Here is a 16,748-nt window from a genome sequence, read left to right as displayed (position 1 = left end):
AGCTATCCTTATTCAACGGCTCTTGGTTTGCGACGCTTTCTCGAACGATAATATTTTTTCTTTGGTTTTGGATGCAAGCGCTGTTGCTCTTTAATTAATAGATCACGTTGCTCCATATTACTGAATTGATATTCATGCCACCAAGCTGCAAGTTCAATAGCCTCTCCTCCTTCAATCTCTGCACGCATGACCAATAAATCAAATGCAGCACGGAACTTTGGATGTTCCATCACTCGCATTGTTGCATTGCCAGTACGTTTCAATAATTGAAGCTGCAAGAACCAAATATCGCGAATTACTGCAGTATGGCGACGGGGAGCAGCTAATGCAGCGCAGAATAATTCTAAAATATCATTACTGGCTAATGCATAAGCATCATGATTGTTCAAACCACCTTCATTTTTTAGGATTTCTACTTTTTCACGGAATGGGTACCAAAAAAATGCAGCAAATAAAAAGGCAGGATTAACACGTAAATTATCGCTCACACGCTCATCTGTTGAGGTTAATGCGGTGATAATCATTTTTTCTGCAAAGCTGTCTCCTTTTTCTGTGAAATAAGGGATTAATGAAGGAAAAAGTTGATCAAATAAGCCATATTCACGTAACAATTTATAGGTTTTTACCCCATATCCTGCTTGTAGTAATTTCAAACTTTCATCGAAAAGACGTGCGGGTGGAATATTTTTAAGTAATGGCGCAAGCTCACGAATTGGCTGTTCACTTGGTTTTTCTAAGAACATATCCAATTTTGCCATAAATCGAATTGAGCGTAACATTCGAACAGGGTCTTCTTGGTAACGGGTTGCAGGATCACCAATTAAACGTAACTTCCCAGCTTTGAGGTCTTCGATACCATTGAAGTAATCACGTAGCGTATTATCTTGTGGATTGTAGTAAAGTGCATTAACCGTAAAATCACGGCGTTCTGCATCTTGTTCAATTGTGCCGTACACGTTATCGCGTAATAGCATTCCTTCTTCACTACGTTTAGCGTGGTTTTCATTACGACTTTCTGTGTGATTTGCTCGAAAAGTAGCAACTTCAATGATGTCTCGCCCAAACATAATATGCGCGAGACGGAAACGACGCCCCACTAAACGACATTGGCGTTGAAAGATGTTTTGAATTTGCTCTGGACGAGCGCTAGTCACCACATCAAAATCTTTTGGGTGCTTTCCAAGCAGCAAGTCGCGTAAGCAACCACCTACAATATAAGCCTCAAATCCTTGGCGATGTAATTTTTCTATTACTGCGATTGCATTACGGTTGATCATTCTTGGTGTAATACCGTGCAGTGAGGCCTTAACAATGTGTTGATTGTAACGAGATGATTGATTTGAGTTTTTTGGTGTTGAACTAGTTGACTGAACAAAAGCTGGGGTAGCTCTTTCAGATTGTTGATTGGATTGTTTAGGTTGAGAATCTGTTTTTGTAATGTCGACTAAATGTGCTTTCGATTTTTTGTGAAACAGATTTTTGATGTACTTTAAAATAGTTAACCTCATCAATAACTTATAATATTAAAATTATAAAAGTGCGGTAAAATTAACCGCACTTTTTTATTTAGATTTTTGCAACGTTGGTTAAAATTAACCTACCATTTGCTTTTCACGAATCTCAGCGAGAGTTTTACAGTCAATGCAAAGATCTGCTGTTGGTCTAGCTTCTAAACGGCGGATACCAATTTCAATACCACAGGAATCACAATAACCAAAATCGCCGGTTTCTAATTTTTTCAATGTATTTTCAATTTTCTTTAATAATTTACGTTCACGGTCACGGGTACGTAATTCTAAGCTAAATTCTTCTTCTTGAGTTGCTCGGTCTGCGGGATCAGGGAAGTTTGAAGCTTCATCTTGCATATGTGCTACTGTGCGAGTTGCTTCGTCCATGATTTGATCACGCCATGCTTGTAAAATTTTTTTGAAATGAAGCAATTGTGCTTCATTCATATATTCTTCACCTACTTTTTCTTTGTAAGGTTCAACACCAGCTAAGGCTAATATACTTAAAGAGGATTTAGACATTGGTAGCTCCTAATTGAAAGTCATCCATTAATACTGTTGAAATCATATTTTCACACGCGTTGGTGTTGATTTATTCATATACAAATACAGGTTATAAAGACCTCGTATTTTAAAAATCGATATAAATATCAGAACTAAGGCAAATGATCAAATGAAATTTTTGACATTTGCCTTTTTTCTTAAAATAAATATGTTTTTTGCGATCAGGCTTCCAAAATATGTTTTTAGTTTTAGCCAACACTTTGGTTTCTGTTGTAAGAGTATACGCAGTTATATGCCAATGGGGAACTCTGATTTGTGAAATTATTGTCTTTTGAAATGATTTTATATCTGTTTATTTTCAGTGCATTATCACTAATTTGGGTGCCAAGCGATTTTTTATTGGATTGGTTTTGGGGGATAAGATGCTTATTGGTCTGTAGTGGATTAGTTGGAGTTGCGTATTACTATAGAGTTGATGACAAAATAAAGTGCTTATTGTTGTATTTAATGTTCTTGTTACTAAGTAGTATTTATGTGCATTCTTACCCAATCCAATTGCTGAAATTAGCGGATAATGTTGCCCATTTACCAAAACAAGTCGAAACAAAGATTAAAATTATTGAAATTTTGCATCAGCAAGACTATCAAAGTGCGATTGCAACAGCAACATTAAGCTCAGATTTACCTGAACAACGTATTTTTATTCAATGGAAATTATCTGAAAAAATAAAACTAGGGCAGGTTTGGAAAGCTAACTTACGTCTTCGACCTATTTCATCACGTTTAAATCAAGGAGGATTTGATAAACAGCAATGGTATTTTTCCAAAGGTATTACCGCTTGGGCATCAGTAAAAAGTGCGGTTAAAATTCAACAAGATTTTTCGTTGCGAGCAATGTTGCTTGAGCGAGCCTTCATTCAGACTGAATCATTATCTGCACAAGGATTGTTGCTTGCATTAGCTTTCGGAGAACGAGCTTGGTTATCGTCCTTACATAAGCAAATTTACCAACGAACTAATACAGCTCATTTAATCGCTATTTCAGGATTACATATTGGCTTAGCAATGGGGATCGGTTTTTTACTTGGGCGGGGAATGCAATATTTTTTATCAACGCGTCTTATTTCTCCTTATTTCCCCTTATTCATAGGGCTACTTATTGCAGGTGGATATGCGCTTTTAGCTGGTTTAGCGATACCAACTCAACGTGCTTTTATTGCATTGTCTTTCGTGTTTCTATTGCGTTTATCTCGCTTACATTACAGCGCTTGGCAGTTGTTCTTTCGAATTGTTGCTATTTTATTGTTTTATGATCCTTTAATGTGTTTATCATCCAGTTTTTGGCTATCTTTAGGGGCGGTTATTTCATTAATCATCTGGTATCAACTTTTCCCACTATCGTTATTACATTGGCGTGGAAAGCCTTTAGAACAAAGTGTATGGCGTAAAGTACGGTGGCTACTTTCATTATTTCATTTGCAAATAGGTTTATTTTTTTTATTTGCGCCGGTGCAATTGCTGATGTTTGGTGGTATATCTTGGGGAGGTTTATTTGCTAACTTAATTGCAGTACCCCTGTATTCCTTTATTCTCGTACCGATTATTTTATTTACATTAGTGACTCAAAATTATTTCATAACTTGGAGATGGGCAAATGTATTGGTGGAGCAAATCACACAATGGTTATCTTATTTAACTGAACAATGGCTACAAATCTCAACATGGCAGACTTATCTTATTATAGTTTTTCTTACTAGTATTTTTATTTTATTTTTACGTTATACCTATTTAAAGATAGTTGTGGAGCAAGAAGGTGCAGTGTTAACCCGACCTAAAGGATTCCATCTTGCACTTAATGACAAGTGTGATTATCAAACTATCAAAGTTACTTTTTCGATTTGCGGGATGTTGATTTGTAGTTTATTTGGTTATATCAGTTATCAAATTTATCAAGAACCAGATTGGCGCTTAGAAACCATTGATGTAGGGCAAGGACTTGCGATGTTGGTTGTGAAAAATGGAAGAGGGATATTGTACGATACTGGTGCTTCTTGGAATGGTGGTAGTATGGCGGAATTAGAGCTTTTACCTTATTTACTACGAGAAGGGTTGAAAATCGATAAACTGATTTTGAGCCATGATGACAATGATCATTCGGGTGGGGTAAAAACAATATTAACACAGTTTCCTGATATTGAGTTTGTGACACCTTCTTTTAGAAATTATGGAAAAAAGGATCGCACTTTTTGCATTCGAGGGCAACAATGGCAGTGGCAAGGATTGGATTTTAAAGTATTATCACCGTTCCAAATTGTACAGAGAGCTAAAAATGAGCATTCTTGCGTGTTACTGATTTCTGATGGACAATATTCAGTATTGTTAATGGGAGATGCTGATGTGGATGTAGAAAAACAGTTATTATTTGATTTACCTTTAATCGATGTTTTACAGGTTGGACATCACGGCAGTAAAACTTCGACAAGTGAAGCGTTATTGACTCAAATCAACCCTAAAATTGCATTAATTTCAAGTGGACGTTGGAATGCTTGGGGCTTTCCTCATCAAGTGGTTAATGATCGTTTAAATATTATTGGTGCAGATGTTTATAATACTGCACACACTGGACAAATTAGCATCAAATTTTACAAAAATAAGCTAAAAATAGCATTGGCTCGTACAAAATTTATCCCCTGGTATCGTAGATTAATTGGATTACAAACAAAATCAGAGTACAATGCCGCGACTATTAATTATTAATAAGATATTATGCAAGATAAAGATCTTTCAACTATTCAAACATTTAAACGTTTATGGCCGACAATTCGACCATTCAAATTGGGGTTAATTGTTTCAGGGATCGCTTTAGTATTAAACGCTTTGGCGGATGCAAGTTTGATTTCATTGTTAAAACCATTACTAGATGAGGGGTTTGGTAAAGCGGATACATCTTTTTTACGCCAAATGTCTGTCGTTGTGGTGTTAGTGATTTTTTTACGCGGTTTGAGTAATTTTATATCTTCTTATTGTTTAGCTTGGGTTTCAGGTAAAGTAGTGATGACAATGCGCCGTCGGATTTTTAAACATCTTATGTTTATGCCAGTTACCTTTTTTGATCAAAACTCAACAGGACGGTTGCTTTCTCGTATTACTTATGATTCTGAACAAGTCGCAAACTCTTCCTCTGGGGCATTGATTACCATTGTGCGTGAAGGTGCATATATTATTTCTTTATTTGTAGTGATGATTTATACCAGTTGGCAGCTTTCTTTAGTGTTATTCTTGATTGGTCCTATTATCGCTATCCTTATTCGTTTTGTATCCAAAAAATTCCGTGATTTAAGTAAAAATATGCAAAATGCAATGGGAGAGTTAACTTCTACTGCTGAACAAATGTTGAAGGGGCATAAAGTTGTATTATCTTTTGGTGGGCAAATAGTTGAAGAAGAGCGCTTTAATTATGTGAGTAATGATATGCGCCGTAAAGGAATGAAAATGGTAATGGCTGATGCAATTGCTAACCCAGTGGTGCAAATTATTGCTTCTTTTGCTCTTGCTGCAGTACTTTATCTTGCAACTTTACCTGCTATTATGGATCAAAATTTAAGTGCGGGTTCATTTACTGTTGTTTTTTCATCAATGTTAGCAATGATGCGTCCATTAAAATCCTTGACGAATGTTAATTCACAATTCCAACGTGGAATGGCTGCTTGTCAAACTTTATTCGCTTTATTGGATTTAGAAACTGAAAAAGATACGGGAAGCTATAAATCAGATAAAGCGGAGGGTAATTTAAGTTTTAAAAATGTGACCTTTACTTACGCAGGAAAACAAGAGCCTGCATTAAATAATATTTCTTTTGATGTGCTAAAAGGAAAAACTGTTGCATTAGTTGGTCGTTCTGGGTCTGGTAAATCAACGATTGCAAATTTAGTTACTCGTTTTTATGATGTTGACCAAGGTGAAATTACGCTTGATGGTATTAATATTCAAGATTATCGTTTATCAAATTTACGTGAAAATTGTGCTGTAGTTTCACAACAAGTCCATTTATTTAACGATACTATTGCGAATAACATTGCTTATGCAGCTAAAGATAAATATTCTCGAGAAGAAATTATCCAAGCCGCAAAGGATGCTTATGCAATGGAATTTATTGATAAATTAGAAAATGGGATTGATACCATCATTGGCGAGAATGGAATGAACTTATCAGGTGGTCAGCGCCAACGTTTAGCAATTGCTCGAGCATTACTACGTAATTCACCAGTGTTAATCCTAGATGAAGCAACTTCTGCTTTGGATACAGAGTCAGAACGTGCAATTCAATTAGCAATTGAAAAATTACAAAAAGATCGTACGGTAATTGTGATTGCGCATCGCTTATCAACTATTGAAAATGCTGATGAAATTTTAGTTATTGAACATGGTGAAGTGAAAGAACGCGGTTCACATGCTGAATTACTTGCGCTAAATGGTGCTTATAAACAATTACATAGTATGCAATTTACGCAATAATTCATTGATATTGAAAGAGGTTATATGCAATTATGGTATTCACGCAGTTGGCTAATGTGGTTGTTATCACCTCTTTCGTTATTATTTTGGCTTCTTTCTAAAATCAGAAAAGCCTTGTTTAAACAAGGCATTTTATCTTCTTATCGCCCACCTGTACCTGTTATCGTTGTCGGTAATTTATCTGTTGGTGGCAATGGCAAAACCCCAGTAGTGATTTGGTTAGTACAACAATTGCAACAACAAGGCATTAAAGTTGGTGTGATTTCACGTGGTTATGGAAGCCAAGCAAAAACTTATCCATTACTAGTGAATTCAACAACAGATCCTATCGAGGGTGGTGATGAGCCAGTGTTAATTGCTAAGCGTACAGGTGTTCCTGTTGTCATTTCGCCTAATCGTCAACAGTCCATTGAATTATTATTACAAATAGCAGATTGTGATTTAATTATCAGTGATGATGGTTTACAGCATTATAAATTACAACGTGATATTGAAATTGTTGTCATGGATGCAGAGCGTGGATTTGGCAATGGTTTTGTTTTACCAGCAGGTCCACTTCGTGAATTGCCAAGCCGTTTAAATTCCGTGGATTTTATTATCAGTAACGGTGGAAAATCTGAGGCTGCTGATGCAGTTATGCGCTTAATTCCTCGTTATGCAGTCAACCTTAAAACGAATGAACAAAAATTATTAAGCGAATTTAACAATCATTCTATTTCTGCAATAGCGGGGATTGGTAACCCACAACGTTTCTTTAATATGCTTGAGAAAATGGGCATTCAAGTTCAGTATAGCCAAGCATTTCAAGACCATCAGCACTTTGAGCCAACACAGTTTGAAAAACTTGATGAAAATCGACCGCTCTTTATGACAGAAAAAGATGCGGTAAAATGTATGAAATTTGCCAGAGAAAATTGGTGGTATGTGCCTGTTGAAGCCGAACTTGAAGGTGAAAAAGTGCGGTCATTTTTACAAAGAATTCTTCAGAAAGTACAAAAATAAATGAGTGAGGGAAATATGGATTCAAAATTATTAGAAATTGTCGCTTGTCCAATGTGCCATGGGCGTTTAACCCTCGATAAAAACAAGCAACATCTTGTTTGCCAATTTGATAAAGTAGCTTATGTGATCAACCAAGGTATTCCCGTTTTGTTAGCGGAGCAGGCAATTCAACTCGCTGATATTCAATCATCAGAAAATACGTAATTATCTGTTGTTTACGAACTAACAGGTGAAGAGGAATTTCAAAATGACAAAATTTACTGTAATTATTCCGGCACGCTATGCATCAACCCGTTTACCTGGTAAACCATTAGCAGATATTGCGGGTAAACCAATGATTGCCCATGTATTTGAAAAAGCGAAATTATCTGGTGCAAGTAGAGTGGTAGTTGCAACAGATAATGCAGAAGTAGCAAAAGCTGCGGAAGTTTTTGGTGCGGAAGTTTGCATGACTTCAGAGAAGCATAATTCCGGTACAGAACGCTTGGCAGAAGTGGTAGAGAAATTAGCAATTCAAGATGATGAAATTATTGTTAATATTCAAGGTGATGAGCCATTAATCCCACCAGTCATTGTGCAACAAGTAGCAGAAAACTTAGTGAAGTATCAAGTTAAAATGGCAAGCCTAGCAGTAAAAATTACTGACCCAGAAGAATTATTTAATCCAAATGCTGTAAAAGTACTGACAGATAAAGACGGCTATGTTTTATATTTTTCTCGAGCTGTGATTCCTTGGAACCGCGATCAATTTGCAAACTTACAAGCAAATCCAGCGTTACATAAAACTTTAGAATTAGGCGATCATTATCTGCGCCATATTGGAATTTATGCATATCGAGCTGGATTTATTAAACAATATGTGCAATGGCAGCCAACCTCATTGGAGCAAATTGAGAGTCTCGAACAGCTTCGTGTATTATGGAATGGTGAGAAAATCCATGTTGAATTAGCAAAAGAAGTACCGCCTGTTGGTGTAGATACGCCAGAAGATTTGGAAAAAGTGCGGTCAATTTTACAAAAGAATTTATTTTAATGGCGTCCTAGGGCGCCTATTCATTTTATGTTTGATGCAAAAAAGTTTTTAACTAATGTGCCACATTTGCCTGGAGTTTATCGTATGTATGACGATAAAGACGAGGTGATTTATGTGGGTAAAGCGAAAGATCTTAAAAAGCGCTTGGCTAGTTATTTTCGACGTAATGTTGGGAGTAAAAAAACAGAAGCATTAGTGGCTTCAATTGCTCGTATTGACACTACAATTACTACATCTGAAACAGAAGCTTTATTACTTGAGCATAACTACATTAAAAATTATCAGCCACGTTACAATGTTTTGTTACGTGATGATAAATCTTATCCTTATATTTTATTGACTAGCGAACGTCACCCTCGAATTACTTCTTATCGTGGTAGTAAAAAAGTAAAAGGGGAATATTTCGGTCCTTATCCACATGTGAGTGCTGTACGTGAAACTCTTGCTTTATTACAGAAATTGTTCCCTATTCGTCAATGTGAAAACTCTGTTTATAACAATCGATCTCGCCCTTGTTTACAATATCAAATTGGGCGCTGCTCAGCACCTTGCGTTGCAGGCCATGTCAGCGATGAAGATTATCAACAGCAAGTAGATTTTGCTCGTTTATTTTTGCAAGGAAAAGATCAACAAGTTTTAGCACATTTAATTTCTCAAATGGAACAAGCTAGCCAAAAGCTTCATTTTGAAGAAGCTGCACGTATTCGAGATCAAATCCAAGCGGTGAGAGCCGTTATTGAAAAACAATTTGTTTCAAATAATCGTATTGATGATATTGATATTATGTCCATTGCTTATCAATTAGGTATTGCTTGTGTTCAAGTGATGTTTATTCGTCAAGGTAAAGTGCTTGGAAATCGTAGCTATTTTCCTAAAGTCCCGGCTAATACCGATTTGGCTGAGTTAACCGAAACCTTCGTAGGACAATTTTATTTACAAGCTCATCAAGGTAGAACAATACCGAATACAATTGTCGTTGACCATAAATTAATAGAAAAAAAAGAGTTAGAAGAATTATTAAGCTTACAAGCAGGCCATAGCGTCAGTATTCAAGATCAAACAAAAGGTGAAAAAAGTAAATATCTGCAGCTAGCACAAGTAAATGCAAAATCAGCATTAATGACACAGTTAAAACAAAGTCACCTTGTAGAGGAGCGTTATCAAGCACTACAAGCATTATTGGGGATTGAATGCATTCAACGTATGGAATGTTTTGATATTAGCCATACAATGGGAAAGCAAACGATTGCATCTTGTGTTGTGTTTGATCACAATGGGCCGCTAAAATCAGATTACCGTCGTTTTAATATTTCAGGTATCACAGAAGGAGATGATTACGCAGCAATGGAGCAGGCATTATTGAAACGTTATGATAAACCTTTAGAAGAAGATAAAGTGCCTGATGTGATCTTTATTGATGGCGGAAAAGGGCAACTTAATCGTGCTTTACAAGTATTTGCTTCCCTTAAAGTAAAATGGAATAAAAATCGACCGCACTTAATTGGTGTTGCAAAAGGCGTAGATAGAAAAGCCGGTTTAGAAACCTTGATCATCAGTAAACAAGAAGTCGAATTACATTTACCAGTAGATAGCTTAGCATTGCATTTAATTCAACATATTCGTGATGAAAGCCATAATCATGCAATTAGTGGACATCGTAAAAAACGTCAGCAGGCCTTTATCCAAAGTGGTTTAGAGACTATCGAAGGCATTGGAGCAAAACGTCGACAAGCTTTATTGAAATATTTAGGCGGAATGCAGGGCGTGAAAAAAGCCACTTTAGATGAAATTGCTTCTGTACCAGGGATTTCTCGTTCACTGGCAGAAAAGATCTACGAAACACTACAAAGTTAAATAATACAAGGAATTTATTATGTTTAGGAAAATTCCATTTTCAAATAATAGCGATATGTTTTAAAATAAATACATTATAAAAATGCCTATCACCAAGTTCTATTTATGAAACTAAATATACCAATATTTCTAACGCTCTTTCGTGTCATTCTTATCCCGTTTTTTGTGATTGCCTTTTACCTTCCTTTTTCTTGGTCGCCTTTTCTAACTACTTCTATTTTTTTTATTGCAGGTGTAACAGACTGGTTTGATGGTTATCTTGCAAGAAAATGGAAACAAACAACGCGTTTTGGCGCATTTCTAGATCCTGTTGCAGATAAAGTAATGGTGACTGTCGCATTAGCGCTTGTGGTTGAATACCATCATTCATTTTGGGTAACTGTACCTGCTGTTATTATGATTTCACGAGAAATTATTATTTCCGCTTTACGTGAATGGATGGCAGAAATAGGCGAAAGAAGTAAAGTTGCAGTTTCTTGGGTAGGAAAAGTCAAAACCGCAGCGCAAATGCTCGCTTTAGGAGGATTATTGTGGCGATATAACGTTGCAATGGAAATTTCTGCAATTATTTTGCTGTATATCGCAGCGATTTTAACCGTGTGGTCAATGTTACAATATTTAAAAGCAGCAAAAGGCAGCTTACTTGATCAAATTGAGCTTTAAAACACTACTGTTTTTTTAGACTTTAATTTGAACAATTTGAGCTTGTTATTTAAACGTTTGCATCTCGCAAACCATGTGGAATGATTAAAGTTGGATTTTTTTTAAGCGTTTGAAATATTTTTGAAATTTTTTTACATTTTTTATTTGACAGCACAAGATAAATCAGTAAAATGCACCTCGTTGTTTAGTGATTGTAGAATCAAAAAACAATAATGCGGGAATAGCTCAGTTGGTAGAGCACAACCTTGCCAAGGTTGGGGTCGCGAGTTCGAGCCTCGTTTCCCGCTCCAAAATTTAAAATTTGCTCGCCCGAGTGGTGAAATCGGTAGACACAAGGGATTTAAAATCCCTCGCTTTTCGAAGCGTGCCAGTTCAAGTCTGGCCTCGGGCACCATTACAAATCTATATTATTCTTTTCTATCGTTTAGCTCTTCTAGAACTTTATCTGTCAATGCATTATTTGCTCATTCTTAATTTTTTCTTTATGAAAAATTATTGTTTCTTTATTTTATAAATCTATTTTTGATAATTATGTTTGAATAAAAGATCAATTTTATTGAGGATATTGATTGTTACCTATTGGTTATATCTGTCAAACTGGTCTGACCACAGACTTGTTGCAGATATTTTACTTTTTTTTACCGGAAAAATATTTAAAATACACAACCGGATTATTTAGTGATTAAACAATAGTGTTTAAATCCGATTACTAAAAGTCAAATGAAAACTTCTCAAGGTAGAGAAGCATTTTTTATTTCAAAAAACTAGGAGCATATTTATGTTTAATAAATTAACAACTAAAGCATATATTTCAGTAACTGAATCTTTACGTAAATTTAAAGAAAACCAAAGCGGTGTAACAGCAATTGAATACGGCTTAATTGCTGTTGCTGTTGCAGTGTTAATTGTGGCTGTGTTTTATAATGAGAATGGCTTTATTAAAGCGCTACAGAATAAATTTAATACTTTGACAACTAAAGTCAATTCAACTAATGGGTTACAATAATATGTCCCATTAATAAATAATTTTGTGCTAGTATTCTGGTATTGTTACTAGCACAAGATTAGATTTTTGTTTTTTATAAAATGAAGTTTATAATGTTATTGTTGTATAAAGTGGGTGTATCATTTAAGTATTTTTTTTCGCAATGTAAAGGAATTACATCTATTGAATATGGATTGATAGCAGCAATAGTGGCAATTTTTATTGTTTCTGTTCTTTATGGTGACAATGCACTAGTTGAAGCGATTAAAGGTAAATTTGAATTATTGTCTTCTATTGTAAAAAACAGTCTAAAGGATAGCTAATCAACATATCTTTTAAGGGAAAATAATGAATGGATTTATTATTTTATCACTTCAACTATTAACTATCTTATTGCTAATAAGACTATCTTACACAGATATTAAACATAGAATTATTAGCAATAAAATTGTTCTCATTCTCCTTTTGGTGATCCTACCATTAAGCTGGATTAAATATGGAGAAATCTTTGTTGTTCCTGCTTTAATTTCTTTTATAATAGGTTTTATTTTATTCAATCTTAAAACTGTAGGCGCAGGAGATGTCAAATTAGTTTCAGTATTAATGCTGGCTATTCCTCAAGAGCAAATTATGTCTTTTTTCTTCTTTACAGCTTGCTCTGGATTGATATTGATTATTATTGGGTGGATTTTTTTTAGAGAATCAATACTAAAAAATCATTTGCCTTATGGGGTTGCAATTAGTTTAGGCTTCCTTCTTAATTTACTTTTGTTTAGTTAATTTCTCATAAAATTTAAGTTTTCAAAATTATTTAGTTTATAAAAATAAAATAAGGATTAAAAATGAATTACAGAATGTTATTTATCATTTCATTCCTTACATTAGTTGTTGGGATAGGTGGAATACTTTTTATGCCAACAAGTGGTGACGGGGAAGATAGTCAAACTTTTGTAACTCAACCACAAGTTGAGAAAAAAGTGGAAAAAGTGATTACAATTGCAGAATTGAAACGCGATGTTAAGAAAGGAACTCTATTACAGTCTGATGACTATGCTATCAGTCAAGTTACTGTTTCAGAAGATAATCCTTTAATAAATAATGATCTTTCAAATGTACTTGCTAATTCATCATCTCATTCTTTGCAGGGATATTTAATCGGAGACAATCTTAGTTCGGGGTCACTCCTATCAAATATGATGATTATTGCTCCTGATGATCCTCGTTTTTTGATGTCAAGTATTGATACTAAGCAAGAAGTTGCATATCGAATTTACATTAAGTCTGATGAACGATATTTATTAGATACCATTCATAGCGGTGACTATGTGTCAATTTATAATCAAAAAAATGCTTTAGACTCTCGTAATATTTACGATAAAAGTGATTTAGTAAAAGTTTCGGGTAAGCTATTGGTTCTTCAAACAAAAGAGTTCCAAGAACCATCAGATAATAATACAGGGACGCCTAATGATCATAAAAATCAAGATTATATAGGTTATATTAATGTTAAAGTTGATTCAGATAAGGTGAAAAAATTCTATAACTTAGATAAAGGATCAAAATTAATAGTGTTACCTGAAACGAGTAATAATGAGAATATAAATCACCGCGGTGTATTTATTAGAAAATTAAGAGGCCAATAATGTTTATACAGTATAAAAAAGCTAGAGCAAAAAAGGTTACTTGCTTATTGGGTGCTATTTTAGTGTTATCACCAGGCGTAATGTTCGCAAAGACGTTTAATTTGGAACAAGGTGGTACTCAGCTTATTCAAACTAAAGAAAAAATTGATACTATATTTGTCTCTTCTCCAGCAATTGCTGATTATGAAATCTTAGATGATAATTCTTTTATCATTTATGCAAAAGAGCAGGGGCGTGCTGAGATTTCGGCTTTTGATGCAAATGGTAAAACATTAACAAATGATGTCGTTAATGTTGACTCTCTATTCACTGGCATTTCAGATACTAATCAACAAATTAAAGCAAGATTTCCAAATACAAATCTTTCAGTGAAAAAAGTTGGTAAAGCTTATGTCATAGAAGGTAAAGCACGTTCTCAGGAAGAAAGTGATGAAGTCCATCGTATTGTTGGTGAAGCATTAGGTAATGGTAAAAAAGTTACTGAAACAAAATTCAAGGCCGGTGAATCTGAAGAATCACTTCCATTTTTAGATAAATATCAATTTGATGGTGTGGTTAATAATGTTAATGTTGATGAAACAACGCAGATTAATGTGAAGCTAACTGTGGTAGAAGTGAATAAAAAATTATCTGAAGCAGTTGGAATTAATTGGAGCCGTTTATCTGGTGGAGTTCCTGATTTATTAGGTGGTGTTTCTCGAGTAACTGGATTTGATGGTATTCAAGGCTTATTAAAAATCGATGCAAGTGGGGTTTCTGCATTTATTAACGCTTTGGATAACCAAAATAATGGTCGAATTTTAGCGGAACCAAATATTTCTATGTTATCTGGAGAGACAGCAGATATTCTTGTTGGCGGTGAAATTCCATTTGCGCAAAGAGATAAAGAAGGCGCTCCTACAATTATTTATAAAGATTTCGGTATTAGATTAGCTGTTGCAGCGAAATTGCAAAAAAATAACCGTATAAGATTAGCACTAGATCAAAGAGTAAGTACAATTGCGGGTAACTATTCATTTGAAAGTGTAGGTGAAATTCCATTTTTTAATACTCGTCGTTCAAAATCAGTATTTGAAGTCGCTGACGGAGAAAGTTTTATCATTGGAGGGTTATTTAACTCTAGTGACTTAGAGGGAATTAATAAAGTCCCTGTACTTGGTGATATTCCTATCTTGGGTGCATTCTTCCGAAATGCCAAAACAGATCGAGAAGATCGTGAACTAGTTATTGTTGCTACAGTGAATACTGTAAAACCAGTTCAAGAAGATGAAATTGTATATCCAACATTTGAAAGAACTGGAACTATGGAGCGTTTTTATAATTTAACGCCATTTAAGAATATTTATCATAAAACGCTTACCTCTAATTTCTTAAAAAGAGGAGGATTTATTCAATGAAAAAATTAATTTTATCAGTATTTTTAGGTATATTTTTTATTTCAAATAATGCTATCGCATCTTTAAATGAATTATCTAATAATGCAAAAGTAGCAGCACCAACTCAGAGCAAACAATTTAATAAAAGTTATATTGTCAATCGTTATGTCTTGTCTGACTATTCAGATGTTACTTATCATAATTTAATGCACTCTGTGATTCGTGATTTAGGCAGTGATAAAAGTAAGTACATTAACTTTGTTTGGAAAGATAAAAATGCAAAGAAAAGAGCGGTCAAAATTCGTGACTTTTTAGTAAAAAGAGGTATTGATAGTAAGCGAATTATTTTTAAACGTCAGGATAAGAATGCGCTTTATCCTCTATTTGTTGAGATTGCTCGAATTGGAGTTAAAAAGACAAATTGTCGTGTAACTACGGCTGAAGATATGATGAGTTGGGATGGACATAATCCTTGTGCAAGTAAAAATAATCATCGTATCCAATTAAAATATTAATGGAAGGTTTAGTATATGTTATTGCTTGATAAGGAAACCGTTGCGATAGATAGTGCTCGTACGATAATGATCGTATCAAATCGTGAAGAGATTCAAACCCAGGTAGCCCAACTTCTACGTACACGCGGCTTAGAAAATATTGAAATTGTTAAAAGTGATTTTTTAGTTGAGCAAAATATTACGTTTTCAGCAGAAGAAACACTAGGTGTTATCATTGATATTACTAATGAAACAGATATTAAGAGTATTTCTGAATTAGTATATAGTGTTGTGCCTCAACAAGTTTGGTGTTGTATTGTTGGTGATAGCGACTCGATCTCTTTATCACAAAAATTATTAGAAGAAGGTATCCTTTATTTCCACGCTGATTCTCAGTTGAATCAAATGGCGGAGAAAATTATTTCTGGAGTTAATATCCCTTTAGTTCGCCATACAGTAAAAGTTGCTGTTTTAAGCTGTAAAGGTGGTATTGGTGCTAGCATGATTAGTTCTTATGTAGCAAACCAGATCGCTCTCAGTAAGAAAGTGCCGGTATTATTAGCTCAAGGACCGAATGGCTCACAAAACTTGGATTTATTGTTTGATAAGAAATTGCAAGGTGATGTAGTTGAATATAGTGCTAATTTAGATCTATTTAATGGTACGCCTAATCGTCTACCACTTTCAACTTTGGAAAAGTACAACTTTGTGATTTATGATCAACCAGTATTCAATGTTAAGAAAGATGATTTTTCTAAATTCTTTGAATATAGTAATAGTTTTGTATTGGTTGTTGAACGAAGAATTGATTCTTTAAGGGTTGCTAAGCAATTTTTAGATGAATGTGAACGTATTCGCAGTACAGTAGGTAAGCCAATTCGTACTTTTATATGTATTTCTGATTCTAGATTAGAAACATCAAAATTAATGGCCAAAAATGATATTGAAACATTATTAAAATGTCCAGTTGATGCAGTGATTCCATTTTTGAAGTCTACAACCGCTAAAAATGTCTTAGGGATCAATTTAGGCCGTAATGGTAAAAAAGAAATTGAATCTCTTGTTATGAAAGTGATTGGTGCCGTTTCCCGTAAAAGTAAATCGAAAGAAAAACAGGGATTTTTCTCATCTCTGTATCGATCATTGATGAATAATTAAATGAAGATTAAAA

At 34.5% G+C, this 16,748-nt stretch carries 16 protein-coding genes and 2 tRNA genes; 16 read left to right on the top strand and 2 right to left on the bottom strand.

The features are described 5' to 3' along the window. Window positions 1-8: 8 nt before the first annotated feature. Window positions 9-1,508, bottom strand: coding sequence for a polynucleotide adenylyltransferase PcnB (gene pcnB, locus CKV78_RS05120; RefSeq protein WP_005762589.1), 1,500 nt, complete (start codon window positions 1,506-1,508; stop codon window positions 9-11). 84 nt (window positions 1,509-1,592) lie between these two features. Beyond that, complete coding sequence (gene dksA, locus CKV78_RS05115; protein WP_005762587.1) at window positions 1,593-2,030, bottom strand: RNA polymerase-binding protein DksA; 438 nt, start codon at window positions 2,028-2,030, stop codon at window positions 1,593-1,595. Window positions 2,031-2,348: 318 nt separating this feature from the next. Here dksA and CKV78_RS05110 point away from each other — a divergent pair, with 318 nt between their 5' ends. The 16 genes from CKV78_RS05110 (at window position 2,349) to CKV78_RS05035 (ending at window position 16,735) form a co-directional block, all read left to right on the top strand. Continuing rightward, window positions 2,349-4,769: a DNA internalization-related competence protein ComEC/Rec2 gene (locus CKV78_RS05110; protein WP_005762585.1), complete on the top strand. Its 2,421-nt coding sequence runs from the start codon at window positions 2,349-2,351 to the stop codon at window positions 4,767-4,769. Window positions 4,770-4,778: 9 nt separating this feature from the next. After that, window positions 4,779-6,527, top strand: a complete 1,749-nt coding sequence (msbA, locus tag CKV78_RS05105; protein WP_005762584.1) for a lipid A ABC transporter ATP-binding protein/permease MsbA — start codon at window positions 4,779-4,781, stop codon at window positions 6,525-6,527. A 24-nt stretch (window positions 6,528-6,551) separates the two neighbouring features. Then, window positions 6,552-7,529: a tetraacyldisaccharide 4'-kinase gene (gene lpxK / locus CKV78_RS05100; protein ID WP_032855201.1), complete on the top strand. Its 978-nt coding sequence runs from the start codon at window positions 6,552-6,554 to the stop codon at window positions 7,527-7,529. A gap of 15 nt (window positions 7,530-7,544) precedes the next feature. Then, on the top strand, window positions 7,545-7,733 hold the full coding sequence (locus CKV78_RS05095) for a Trm112 family protein (protein ID WP_032855199.1): 189 nt from the start codon (window positions 7,545-7,547) through the stop codon (window positions 7,731-7,733). A 43-nt stretch (window positions 7,734-7,776) separates the two neighbouring features. Then, window positions 7,777-8,562 carry a 3-deoxy-manno-octulosonate cytidylyltransferase gene (gene kdsB, locus CKV78_RS05090; RefSeq protein ID WP_005762578.1) on the top strand — a complete coding sequence of 262 codons (786 nt, stop codon included), beginning with the start codon at window positions 7,777-7,779 and terminating at the stop codon, window positions 8,560-8,562. Between the two features lie 27 nt (window positions 8,563-8,589). Next, window positions 8,590-10,416: an excinuclease ABC subunit UvrC gene (uvrC, locus tag CKV78_RS05085; RefSeq protein WP_005762576.1), complete on the top strand. Its 1,827-nt coding sequence runs from the start codon at window positions 8,590-8,592 to the stop codon at window positions 10,414-10,416. Between the two features lie 105 nt (window positions 10,417-10,521). Then, window positions 10,522-11,079, top strand: a complete 558-nt coding sequence (gene pgsA, locus CKV78_RS05080; protein WP_005762575.1) for a CDP-diacylglycerol--glycerol-3-phosphate 3-phosphatidyltransferase — start codon at window positions 10,522-10,524, stop codon at window positions 11,077-11,079. A 214-nt stretch (window positions 11,080-11,293) separates the two neighbouring features. Further along, window positions 11,294-11,369, top strand: a tRNA-Gly gene (locus CKV78_RS05075). Window positions 11,370-11,386: 17 nt separating this feature from the next. Further along, window positions 11,387-11,473, top strand: a tRNA-Leu gene (locus CKV78_RS05070). A gap of 384 nt (window positions 11,474-11,857) precedes the next feature. After that, window positions 11,858-12,085, top strand: a complete 228-nt coding sequence (locus CKV78_RS05065) for a Flp family type IVb pilin (RefSeq protein ID WP_005762573.1) — start codon at window positions 11,858-11,860, stop codon at window positions 12,083-12,085. A gap of 92 nt (window positions 12,086-12,177) precedes the next feature. Next, window positions 12,178-12,387 carry a Flp family type IVb pilin gene (locus CKV78_RS05060; RefSeq protein ID WP_050397003.1) on the top strand — a complete coding sequence of 70 codons (210 nt, stop codon included), beginning with the start codon at window positions 12,178-12,180 and terminating at the stop codon, window positions 12,385-12,387. Between the two features lie 25 nt (window positions 12,388-12,412). After that, on the top strand, window positions 12,413-12,844 hold the full coding sequence (locus tag CKV78_RS05055; RefSeq protein ID WP_005762568.1) for an A24 family peptidase: 432 nt from the start codon (window positions 12,413-12,415) through the stop codon (window positions 12,842-12,844). Between the two features lie 62 nt (window positions 12,845-12,906). Next, window positions 12,907-13,707, top strand: a complete 801-nt coding sequence (locus CKV78_RS05050) for a hypothetical protein (protein WP_032855197.1) — start codon at window positions 12,907-12,909, stop codon at window positions 13,705-13,707. A gap of 80 nt (window positions 13,708-13,787) precedes the next feature. Further along, entirely contained in the window at window positions 13,788-15,104 is a 1,317-nt protein-coding gene (locus CKV78_RS05045) for a type II and III secretion system protein family protein (RefSeq protein WP_407946523.1), read from the top strand. Beyond that, complete coding sequence (locus CKV78_RS05040) at window positions 15,101-15,598, top strand: hypothetical protein (protein ID WP_005762563.1); 498 nt, start codon at window positions 15,101-15,103, stop codon at window positions 15,596-15,598. Before CKV78_RS05045 ends, CKV78_RS05040 begins: the two co-directional genes overlap by 4 nt. Window positions 15,599-15,613: 15 nt before the next feature. Then, on the top strand, window positions 15,614-16,735 hold the full coding sequence (locus CKV78_RS05035) for a hypothetical protein (RefSeq protein ID WP_005762561.1): 1,122 nt from the start codon (window positions 15,614-15,616) through the stop codon (window positions 16,733-16,735). The last annotated feature ends 13 nt before the right edge of the window (window positions 16,736-16,748 follow it).

The sequence above is a fragment of the Pasteurella dagmatis genome (assembly GCF_900186835.1).
GTDB lineage: Bacteria > Pseudomonadota > Gammaproteobacteria > Enterobacterales > Pasteurellaceae > Pasteurella > Pasteurella dagmatis.
This window is presented reverse-complemented; position numbering and strand designations above follow the sequence as displayed.

Excerpts from the sequence above, each read along its gene's own strand:
- CKV78_RS05050 (WP_032855197.1), top strand. The coding sequence starts at position 12,907 with ATGAATTACAGAATGTTATTTATCATTTCATTCCTTACATTAGTTGTT.
- kdsB (WP_005762578.1), top strand. The coding sequence starts at position 7,777 with ATGACAAAATTTACTGTAATTATTCCGGCACGCTATGCATCAACCCGT.
- CKV78_RS05045 (WP_407946523.1), top strand. The coding sequence starts at position 13,788 with ATGTTCGCAAAGACGTTTAATTTGGAACAAGGTGGTACTCAGCTTATT.
- CKV78_RS05060 (WP_050397003.1), top strand. The coding sequence starts at position 12,178 with ATGTTATTGTTGTATAAAGTGGGTGTATCATTTAAGTATTTTTTTTCG.
- CKV78_RS05040 (WP_005762563.1), top strand. The coding sequence starts at position 15,101 with ATGAAAAAATTAATTTTATCAGTATTTTTAGGTATATTTTTTATTTCA.
- CKV78_RS05110 (WP_005762585.1), top strand. The coding sequence starts at position 2,349 with ATGATTTTATATCTGTTTATTTTCAGTGCATTATCACTAATTTGGGTG.
- dksA (WP_005762587.1), bottom strand. The coding sequence starts at position 2,030 with ATGTCTAAATCCTCTTTAAGTATATTAGCCTTAGCTGGTGTTGAACCT.
- CKV78_RS05095 (WP_032855199.1), top strand. The coding sequence starts at position 7,545 with ATGGATTCAAAATTATTAGAAATTGTCGCTTGTCCAATGTGCCATGGG.
- CKV78_RS05035 (WP_005762561.1), top strand. The coding sequence starts at position 15,614 with ATGTTATTGCTTGATAAGGAAACCGTTGCGATAGATAGTGCTCGTACG.
- pgsA (WP_005762575.1), top strand. The coding sequence starts at position 10,522 with ATGAAACTAAATATACCAATATTTCTAACGCTCTTTCGTGTCATTCTT.
- CKV78_RS05055 (WP_005762568.1), top strand. The coding sequence starts at position 12,413 with ATGAATGGATTTATTATTTTATCACTTCAACTATTAACTATCTTATTG.
- uvrC (WP_005762576.1), top strand. The coding sequence starts at position 8,590 with ATGTTTGATGCAAAAAAGTTTTTAACTAATGTGCCACATTTGCCTGGA.
- lpxK (WP_032855201.1), top strand. The coding sequence starts at position 6,552 with ATGCAATTATGGTATTCACGCAGTTGGCTAATGTGGTTGTTATCACCT.
- msbA (WP_005762584.1), top strand. The coding sequence starts at position 4,779 with ATGCAAGATAAAGATCTTTCAACTATTCAAACATTTAAACGTTTATGG.
- CKV78_RS05065 (WP_005762573.1), top strand. The coding sequence starts at position 11,858 with ATGTTTAATAAATTAACAACTAAAGCATATATTTCAGTAACTGAATCT.
- pcnB (WP_005762589.1), bottom strand. The coding sequence starts at position 1,508 with ATGAGGTTAACTATTTTAAAGTACATCAAAAATCTGTTTCACAAAAAA.